At 42.8% G+C, this 9,456-nt stretch carries 8 protein-coding genes; 7 read left to right on the forward strand and 1 reads right to left on the reverse strand.

All coding sequences use genetic code 11. The annotated features are described in order from the left end of the window. The first annotated feature begins 52 nt into the window (after positions 1-52). The 5 genes from CJD30_RS05175 to CJD30_RS05195 all read left to right on the forward strand — a co-directional run bounded on the left by CJD30_RS05175 (position 53) and on the right by CJD30_RS05195 (position 6,582). Entirely contained in the window at positions 53-1,747 is a 1,695-nt protein-coding gene (locus CJD30_RS05175; protein ID WP_294917012.1) for an outer membrane protein assembly factor, read from the forward strand. After that, positions 1,744-4,575 (forward strand): translocation/assembly module TamB domain-containing protein, encoded by a 2,832-nt coding sequence (locus CJD30_RS05180; protein ID WP_294917014.1) that lies wholly within the window; start codon positions 1,744-1,746, stop codon positions 4,573-4,575. The genes CJD30_RS05175 and CJD30_RS05180 overlap by 4 nt, the downstream gene beginning before the upstream one ends. Before the next feature lie 75 nt (positions 4,576-4,650). After that, positions 4,651-5,085 (forward strand): hemerythrin domain-containing protein, encoded by a 435-nt coding sequence (locus CJD30_RS05185; protein WP_294917016.1) that lies wholly within the window; start codon positions 4,651-4,653, stop codon positions 5,083-5,085. Beyond that, positions 5,082-5,324 (forward strand): DUF2249 domain-containing protein, encoded by a 243-nt coding sequence (locus CJD30_RS05190; protein ID WP_294917017.1) that lies wholly within the window; start codon positions 5,082-5,084, stop codon positions 5,322-5,324. Before CJD30_RS05185 ends, CJD30_RS05190 begins: the two co-directional genes overlap by 4 nt. Further along, positions 5,317-6,582, forward strand: coding sequence for a hypothetical protein (locus CJD30_RS05195; protein ID WP_294917019.1), 1,266 nt, complete (start codon positions 5,317-5,319; stop codon positions 6,580-6,582). The genes CJD30_RS05190 and CJD30_RS05195 overlap by 8 nt, the downstream gene beginning before the upstream one ends. Here the strand turns inward: CJD30_RS05195 and CJD30_RS05200 are convergent. Next, positions 6,555-7,241 carry an SIMPL domain-containing protein gene (locus CJD30_RS05200; RefSeq protein ID WP_294917021.1) on the reverse strand — a complete coding sequence of 229 codons (687 nt, stop codon included), beginning with the start codon at positions 7,239-7,241 and terminating at the stop codon, positions 6,555-6,557. The two genes, CJD30_RS05195 and CJD30_RS05200, sit on opposite strands and share 28 nt — an antisense overlap. 76 nt (positions 7,242-7,317) lie before the next feature. Here CJD30_RS05200 and CJD30_RS05205 point away from each other — a divergent pair, with 76 nt between their 5' ends. Together CJD30_RS05205 and CJD30_RS05210 are read left to right on the forward strand one after the other, a co-directional pair. Beyond that, entirely contained in the window at positions 7,318-8,184 is an 867-nt protein-coding gene (locus tag CJD30_RS05205; RefSeq protein ID WP_294917023.1) for a DUF4010 domain-containing protein, read from the forward strand. An 81-nt stretch (positions 8,185-8,265) separates the two neighbouring features. Beyond that, positions 8,266-9,381, forward strand: a complete 1,116-nt coding sequence (locus CJD30_RS05210) for a methyl-accepting chemotaxis protein (RefSeq protein ID WP_294917024.1) — start codon at positions 8,266-8,268, stop codon at positions 9,379-9,381. Positions 9,382-9,456: the final 75 nt, after the last annotated feature.

The following is a 9,456-nucleotide window of genomic DNA, read 5'->3' on the forward strand; positions in this document are numbered from 1 at the left end:
TTTTTCAGGTACTATTTTTTGGATAAAATATAAAAAAAAGAATGGGGTGCGGATGCGATATGGATCCTTTGCGGTAGTTTTTGCATTATCGCTTTCTGCTGCCCCTTTGCCGATAACGTTTATCGGTAATGAAAAAATTGCTTCATCGGATCTATTCGGTGTTTTAGGATTGCGAAAACCTTATGCGATCGAAATGTGGGAAGATCAGCCTGCTATTGAGCCGGTTTCTATCTCTCAAAGTGTCTCGGCTCTCAGCAGTTTTTATCGTTCAAAAGGGTTTTATCACGCACGTGTTACTTCTGAAACAATACAAGATCGTGTCGTTTTTACCATTCAAGAAAATAATCCTATTGTTGTCGCCGATATTAAAATCAATAGTCTATTGGACATAGAGTCTGCAGTGTCTCTTCGTACGGAAGAGTTTTTTGATCAAGAAGCGTTTTCGGAATCCAAAACGGCAATAAAAAAACGTTATGCCGATGCGGGGTACTGTAATGCGCAGTTTAATACCAAAGCGTGGGTCGATATCGAGACCGATCGTGCCTATTTGTTGTTTGAAGCAACGCCGGGAGAGAGGTGCACATTCGGAAAGATAACAGTGGAATCGACGCCGAATATTGACGGAAACCTCACCGCATCGATGCTGCGATTTGAGGAGGGGGATACCTACAGCATCGAGGCGATACGCCTAAGCTATGAAGCTCTTTATGCCCAAGAGGGAATTAGCCGTGTCGTGATCAATGATAATGAGCGTATCGGAAGCGAGGTTCCTATATCGTTGATTATAGAAGAGACTGATCATCCGATCCGATTTACCGCCGGTTTGGGGTACAGCAGTGATCAGGGAGTCGCGGCACAAATGGGATTGAAGCACCGCAATTTTCTTGGTGATCTCAAAACACTTGGGCTTGATTTTCGCTATTCTCAGATTAAACAAGAGGCGGTCGGTACGTTTGGGTATCCTCTTCAGAACCGGGGTCTTTTGGGGGTTGACATAGGATATAAAAATGAGATTTTTGATGGGTATAAAACCGAAAGTACCTACCAAAAATTGACGGCAAAGTACCAAGATACTCCATCATCGGCAATGATGGGATTTTTGCTCGATCAGGTTCAAACGTATGAAAGTAAAGATACGGCAACTTTCCCGAATAATAAGCTCTCCCTCGTCTCTCCGCTTGGAGAATTGAACTACGATACGCGGGATAAACCGCTTGAACCGACCAAAGGGTATTGGCTCAATGCCAACGTCATGGGGTCGCTCTATACCTCTGAGATATCAGATGCTACCTATTTCAAAAGTCTTCTCTCGGCCGCGTACATCACCAGTATTGATGAGCACGTTTTTGGTGCGAAACTGAAATGGGGGACATTACGGATTTATGATGGCAATGTCCCCTCGTCGTATCGCTTCTATGCGGGTGGGATGAATTCCAACCGTGCCTATACCTATCGAAATCTTGGACCTAAAAACAATGATGGGGATCCGATCGGATTTTCATCATTGACGGAGGGATCGTTCGAATACCGTTTCCCGATTTATCAAGCAATACGAGGGGTTTTCTTCACCGATATTACCTATGCCTCGGAAAAAATTATCCCCGACTATACGAAAGACAGTTATTTGGGGGTAGGAGCAGGGCTTCGTTATGTGACACCGATCGGTCCGGTTGCCGTTGATATCGGATTTGATCCTGAGGATAGTGCGCAGTATGCTATTCATTTTCGGATTGGAGAACTGTTTTGAATCCTATCCCATCGTTTCCGTGGCACAGATGGCTCAAATATCTCTTTGTCGCGGCTCATTTTCTCCTTTATAGCACGATTATTACTGCATCGGCGATGCTCTATATTGCATTTCGGCCGGATGGGTTGCAGATTATCAATAGCTATGTTCTACAGCCTATGGGGATCCGCTATACGCATGCACAGGGATCTTTGATCGATGGGTTTACCCTCTATAACGTCCATACCGATAACGCCGAAGCGAAAACCTTTGTCCTCAAATACAATCTGGTCAAGATGCTTGGGGGAGAACACACCGTTGATTCGGTGAAGATTGAGGGATTGCGTATTCATGTGGAGGATTTTTTGAGTGATAGCGGTTCGATTTGGCCATTTCCGACGTTTAAACTTAAAGAGGTCGATATCATCAATCTTCAATTGATCAGCAGCTATCCGGTTGAACTCGATATTCATGCTAAAAATGGCACATATGATGGCGATCAACTCAATTTTGCATTCTTAAACGCTACTCTAAAATCGCGTTATGCCAGTGCGGCCATTCACGGAAGTGTCCGAAAAAATGCGATTGCAGGGGTTGCCGATGTGTATCCCAATGCAGCGGCACTTGCACCCTATAGCGGACGGTTTACCACACTTCCATCCATCGTACGCGTTAGGATCAGCGAACTCTCCGATCGTAAAGCCGTGCTTCATACGACTCTGGCGCATTTGGATTCCAAACAAGACACGATGCTTCATGCCGATGGGATCGCTCTGGATTTTAACTATCTCTATGACAATGATTATTTTGACATTGATGCTCTGTATCGGTTGGTTCGCGGTGGTGATACGATCCAGACAAAACACCATCTCCGCTATGCGTTGAGTGGAAAAACTACGAGTGAATTTGACGGAGTTGTGACGTCTCCGACACCGCTCCCTTCCAACAAACTGCACGGAGAATTCAACGATGATGCGAATGGATTTAACGCTACATTAAAGCTTGATGGCAGTACGTTGAAGATCGCGAGCAAAGATTATGAACATTTTGCTTGGAGAATGCACAGTGAGAACCAAAATCTTTCATTTATAACATCACTGCCTGAAGCGATTCGTAAAGGGCCGCTTGAACTACGAAGTGAGGGGACATACGCACTTGGAAACAACGCATTAATCGGTACGGTTCATACGATTCATGATCATTTTTTCTTTGACGGTAAATTTTCGACACAAAACAACCATCATACGCTGGAAGGAAATCTCACCCTTCCTCCGAATGCATCACTTTGGAAAAACTGGGAACATAAACCACCTCAATCTCTTAGTGTATCTATGAGCAATGATGCCAATATGACTCGATTAAATCTATCAAGCCAGACACTGGCTCTCTCTACCGTTTTGCAGGGAGATCGAGTCAAAGGATCAGGAAATTATCTGGGTACTTTTTTTGATATAACCGGATTGATCAATGTGACTGAGAGCCATCTGGATATTACCTCAATCACCCCTTCATTGTTTGCTACTCTCTCACAGTTGCAGACGATCGAGTTGCAAAAAGGGGAATACTATGATGCAGAGATACGTGCAAAAACCCACATTGATGTTGGTACATCATTGGTTGTGCAAAGCGATATTAAAGTTCCTTGGTATGCGGTTGTTTTAGATTCGAAAAGAGCGTATGGCGGAACCGATGGACGGATGCGCTTAGAATACCGTGATGGAAATATCCGCATCGAGGGATATCGGTTTGAAATTGCCGATCATCCGATACTCTCTGAAAAGCCGTCGTATATGCATATTAATGAAAAAAAAGATCTCATTGTGGATGAGTTTTGGATATACGATACATTGCAATTAAAAGGAGTCGTGAAATCGGATCTGAGTGCAGATCTGAGACTGCAATCGGAGCGCTTTAGCTACAACGGACCCGAAGGGGATGCTCATGCTGCTGCCGATATCCGATTTATCAGAGACGAAAAAGCCAATCAAAGCCTATCGGGGACGCTTACTATTCTGGATGCGACGATGACTTATCTGCCGCTTCAGGAGTTCAAGGTTATGGATGATGATATTATCATTGTTCAAGATGTTCGTCCTCCGAGTGACGTGAAGTTTTCGATGAATCTTCATATAATCGCCCGCCAACCGATACGGTTCAAAACCAAAGAGCTTGATTTGGGGATGATCCCCGATATTACTCTCTGGAAAGACCCGACTGAACCGATGCAAATTTTAGGGATGATGACGATCCCATCGGGAAGCGCGGTCAGTGCGGGCAAAAAATTTGATATCAAGCGCTCTGAGATCTATTTTGGCGGGGATGTTCCGCTCAATCCTTACCTTGATATTACGATAGGACATGAGGTGGATTACAAGAAACTCTCGATTTATGTAACGCATACTCTTGATTCGCCTATTTTTCTTTTTAGTTCCGATCCGGTGATGAGTCAAAACGATATCATGAGTTATCTTCTTTTCGGCGGTCCTTCAAATAGCACGGGTGCAAGTGGGGACAAATCGAGTTCGACGGTTCGGGCGGATGCGACCAACTTTATGCTCGGAGCAGGACTCAAGGGACTGATTAACGGAGCCACCAAGCTGCAAATCGATACGATGAATATTCTTACGACACAGCAGGGGGGAATGGGATTTGAAGTGGGAGCACGCCTGAACAAAGATTTGAGAATACTGTATAAAAACGATACGGTATCGAGTGTTCTTGTCCAATATTCGGTGAACCGATGGTTACGGCTGGATGCCGATATCCACGAACTTGGGCAAGGGATCAATGCGATATATATCAAAGATTTTCGGGATGTTCTTCCGCATAATTTGCCGAAAAAAAAGTAGATCTTGATATTCGTCAAGATCAATGGTCAAAATAGTATCTATACTGCCACTCATGAAAATATCAAAGGAGCCGATATGATTTTCGAATTTATGCGTGATGATCACCGAGCATGTGATCACTTTTACAGTGAAGCGGAAAATGCACTGAGTGCAAAAGAGATTGATAAGGCAAAAGAGTATTTTGAGATGTTTTATCAATCAACGAACCACCATTTTGACATGGAAGAGCGCGAGTTGTTTATCGCATTCGAACGACGAACGGGGATGATGGGGGGACCGACACAGATGATGCGCTATGAACATCAACAGCTTCGATCTTTGCTTGAATCGATGAAATCAGCATTGGATGAGAATCGTCACAGTGATTTTTTTGGGATCGGAGAATCGATGATGATTATGCTCCAGCAGCACAATATGAAAGAAGAACAGATGCTCTATCCGATGATTGACCGTGCCCTCGAAAATGACGCGGAGGAGATGATCCAAAAACTCAAAGAGATGGAAAAATGATTCTTCTCGATACGAGAGAATTTGATCATCCTATTCCATTGGAGATGGCTGTCGATGCCTTTAAAAAATTATCGGGTGATGAGGTGATTCACATGATCCATCGCCGTGAACCGATACCCCTTTTTGAGATTATCGTTAAAAACGGCGGTCGTTTTCGAAGCATAAAAATAGAAGAAAATCTTTGGCATATCTATATCACTCGAAGTAAGACACTTGATTTGGAGGGGATCGATGTATAATGGCCTTTCTCTTGATCAGGCACCTCCTATCTCGGTAGTGATGCGTTTTTTTATTACCGTACCGTTTTTCGGAATTCTTCTGAGTGCACTTTTGTTTTTCTATCCTGATACGGTTCTTATCCCAAACCATCCCTTTTCTTTGGCATCAATACATTTGATGTTTTTGGGTGTTATAACGATGGCGATGCTGGGGGCACTTTTTCAGATGCAAAGTGTATTGGGGGGACGCCCTATTCCCGCTCCCGCTGGTAACGCATTTTTAATCCATCTTTTTTTACTATTGGGGATTATTGCTCTTACATTGGCATTTACCCTTTTGTATCCGCCGCTATTTATCGTTGCCGCCGTTTTTTTGGGTTCATCGATTTTGTATGGGGTAAAGCTGATTCTCCCTTTGTTGTTTAACGGCACTTCGCATGATACATTGCAAGGGATGAAAATAGCTCTTTTTGCTTTATCGCTGACAGCATTACTTGGGATAGTGATGGCAACCGAATACGCCAACGAGGCATTTGGAACGATGCATGAGATGCTTAGAACCATACACTATTCATTGGGATTGATTGGCTGGATCGCAGTACTGATTATCGCTGTGGCGTTTCAGGTGGTAGAGATGTTCTATGTTACGCCTTCTTATAGCCCATGGTGCAAACGTAACGCATTCAATATTATTGCCGGAGCGCTTGGGTTTAAAACGCTATGGTTAGTTGAAGGGCTACCGTTTGTTTGGGTGTTTGATGCGATTATCGGTGCGTTATTGATGGGATTTATCGCCACGACATTAAAACGGCTTTTAAAACGCAAACGGCGTGTTAGTGATGTGAGTATATGGTTTTGGCTTTTGGGTATGGGACTGTTATTTCTTTCTTTGGGGTTGTATGGAACCTATGTAGCAAGCGGCAGCGAATTGTTTCAAACGATGGCTTTGATCGCCTATGTATTGTTTGCACTCTCTATCATATTGGGGATGATGGGGAAAATCATCCCTTTTTTGATATGGTTTCATCTCAACTCCGCAGGGTATATGGATACCCCGATTATGTCCAACATCATCACCTATTCACGGGCTAAAGCCCTATTTGTTTTGTTTACGCTCACCGTATTTTTTACTCTTTTTGGAGTGATCTATAACGATCTTTTGCGGCTTGGTGCGATGATGGGGATAGCGATGTTTGGATTGTTGTTATACAACATCATCAGTGCACTTAAAATGTATCGTTACACCTTGCATCACGGAATGCGTTTTGAGCAGATGTAGTTCACATTCGCTTCGAGGGATAGCTCTTCATTTTTTTGAATAGGGCTTTCCGTTAAAGCGCTGTCGGCTATCATCGATGATTTCATCATCATGGGTCTGATCGGTTGTGTCCCTTCGAAACTAACAGCGGCTATTTTACATGTCATATCGGTCTCTTTTGAAAAGAGCTCGGCTTGTGACTTGGCAGTTTGGAGGAGTTTGGAGCGTAATGATTGGCGGGTTGAAGTTTGAACTTTATCGCTTACTCCCCATGATAGAGGTTCTTGTACGGTACGAATACTGAGTGCTTTAATCTTTTCGATCCCATTCATCATAGCGTTGTGCTGATCGATAGAGGTAAATTCACAGCTAAAGGAGAGATTTCCGCTGTACCCGATAAACTCCTGCTTCTGATCTTTATAGCTATATCTCGGTGAAAGATAAAATCCACCCCCTCGGCAAAGCTCTCCTTTTGGATCATTTCTTTTCATTTCGGCGATGAGCGTATTAAAATGCTCTTTGATTGTAGAGGAGTTTTTATGTTGCTCTTCAAAACTGATCCCACCGCGTAGAATATCAGGGGCAACTTCTTGTGTTATCCGCTCCAGAGCAGTGATACTCATCTCTGCATTGATTGTCAAGGGGAGTAGAGTCGCTATGAGGATCGATCGTATTTTCATGGCTGCTCCGTGCAAACTTTTTACGTGTTTGATTGTATCATGCCTGCATTAAACATACCTGGTTTTTGAGGACTAAATGGCATTCCTACATTCTATCTCCCAAAAAGATATCCGAGCATCTGTTCTATTTTTGATTATGACGTTTGTGATTTTGCCACTTCTACCGGATCGCGCGATCGATTCTATGGGATTGATCAACTTGTATCGTATTTGGTATATGGTGGTTTTGGTTGCGGGGATTTCCTTTTTCGGATATATCGCGATACGTCTATTGGGATCGACTCACGGTATCGGATTGGCCGGTCTTTTTGGAGGATTGGTTTCATCCACCGCAGTTGCGATGAGTATGGCGAAAAAAGCATACGAAAACGGTTTCTTGATGAAGAATCTCGCGTTGGGGATCGCATTGGCCTCCTCGATGATGTTAATTCGTGCAGGTGTGGAGATGTGGGCTATAAATCCCCTATTGGCAAAGCAGTTTTTTATCCCGATTTGTGCTGGATCTTTTGCGGGATTTATTTACATAGGGTATCTATACCGCACGACCAAGAAAGAGAATATTCCGCAGAATATTGAATTTACAAATCCGTTTGATCTCAAAGAAGCCTTGCTGATGGGGTTGATATTTGGAATAATTTTAGCTCTTATTACCCTCTCAGAGCGATATGTGGGAGATATGGGTGTCTATGCGGTTGCGCTGGTATCAGGGATTGCGGATGTGGATGCCATTATCCTCTCTTTGTCTTCATTGGCGAAAAAAGGGCTAGACCCGACAACCGCACAATATGGTGTCATTATTGCCATTGTGAGCAATTCACTCACTAAAAGCATCTTGGTTTTATATTTTGGTAAAACAGCCTTGTTTCGACTCATCGGAATTTATTATGTTATCTCCATCGGCACTTTTGCGATATTGGCAGCATATATGATAAGCATTAATTAAAAAAAAAATTAAAAGTTATGTTAAGTTTTATTTAACAGTTATTGGTGTAATCTGCCGTAAAAAATTAAGAAAAGGTTATAAATGTTCTTCGGTAACAGACAAACGCGCGATGACGTAGCACCCCTCCACGCGAAAATAGCACAACTGGAGAAAGATAATCAATCTTTACAAAATGAGCTTTACGAATTACGTCAAGCCAATGCGGAGTACAAAAACAATGCTGCTTTGACAGAGTTAATGACTCATTTGACAGAAAATCTCACCAATGCCTGTCAAAACGATTTATCCTTGCTGCAAAAAGATCTTTCCGATAATGTCAGTCAGCTCGAAGAGATAGAGTTGATGAATAAAAATAACCGTGAAAATACCATTGAGATCAACAGTGATATCGGTGAGATCCTTGATATTCAGCAACAGCTTGTCAACAATATTACCGATAACTATGGTTCGGTTGGACAGCTCAATGACGGTGTCGGCTCTATCGGACAGGTTATTGATTTGATCAAAGATATTTCTGATCAGACCAACCTCCTTGCATTGAACGCCGCAATTGAAGCGGCGCGCGCGGGAGAACACGGACGAGGGTTCGCGGTCGTTGCCGATGAGGTGCGAAAACTTGCTGAACGAACCCAAAAAGCTACGGCAGAAGTTGCCATGAGTGTACAAAGTCTCAAACAAAATGCGACCGAAATTTATGAGCGTTCGAGCGCTATGGAATCGATTTCAACGATGTCGAGTGAAAAATTAGAACAATTTAGAGCAACTTTGATCGATCTTGGAAACAGAACCGAAGTGATAGAACACGATTCTACGAATGTCCTTTATTCGGTCTTTATGGTTTTGGTCAAGCTGGATCATTTACTCTTTAAATCCAAAGGGTACAAAAGCGTATTTAGTAACAGAGTGGATGATGAATTTGTCGATCATCACCATTGCCGTCTGGGCAAATGGGCTGACGGGGGCAAGGGAGCTCAAATCTTTGGACATACACCAAGCTTTAGAAAGCTCGAAGCACCTCATAAATCGGTACATGACAATATTATTGCGGCTGTTAAATGCGTACAAGCCAATACATGTACTCAAGAGGCTAAAAATGTTATGAGTTATTTCAAAGATGCTGAGAGTGCAAGTCGTGAGGTTATTGCTGCATTAAACGCTATGTTGATTGAAGAAAGAGAAAAAAGAAATCATAAGTAAAGTCACAGATTAATCAGCAGGCTATTTCTTTGTTATTTATATAGTATTCAATAACTACATTGATAAAGAATATCT

The sequence above is a fragment of the Sulfuricurvum sp. PD_MW2 genome (assembly GCF_002633015.1).
Taxonomy (GTDB): Bacteria; Campylobacterota; Campylobacteria; order Campylobacterales; family Sulfurimonadaceae; genus Sulfuricurvum.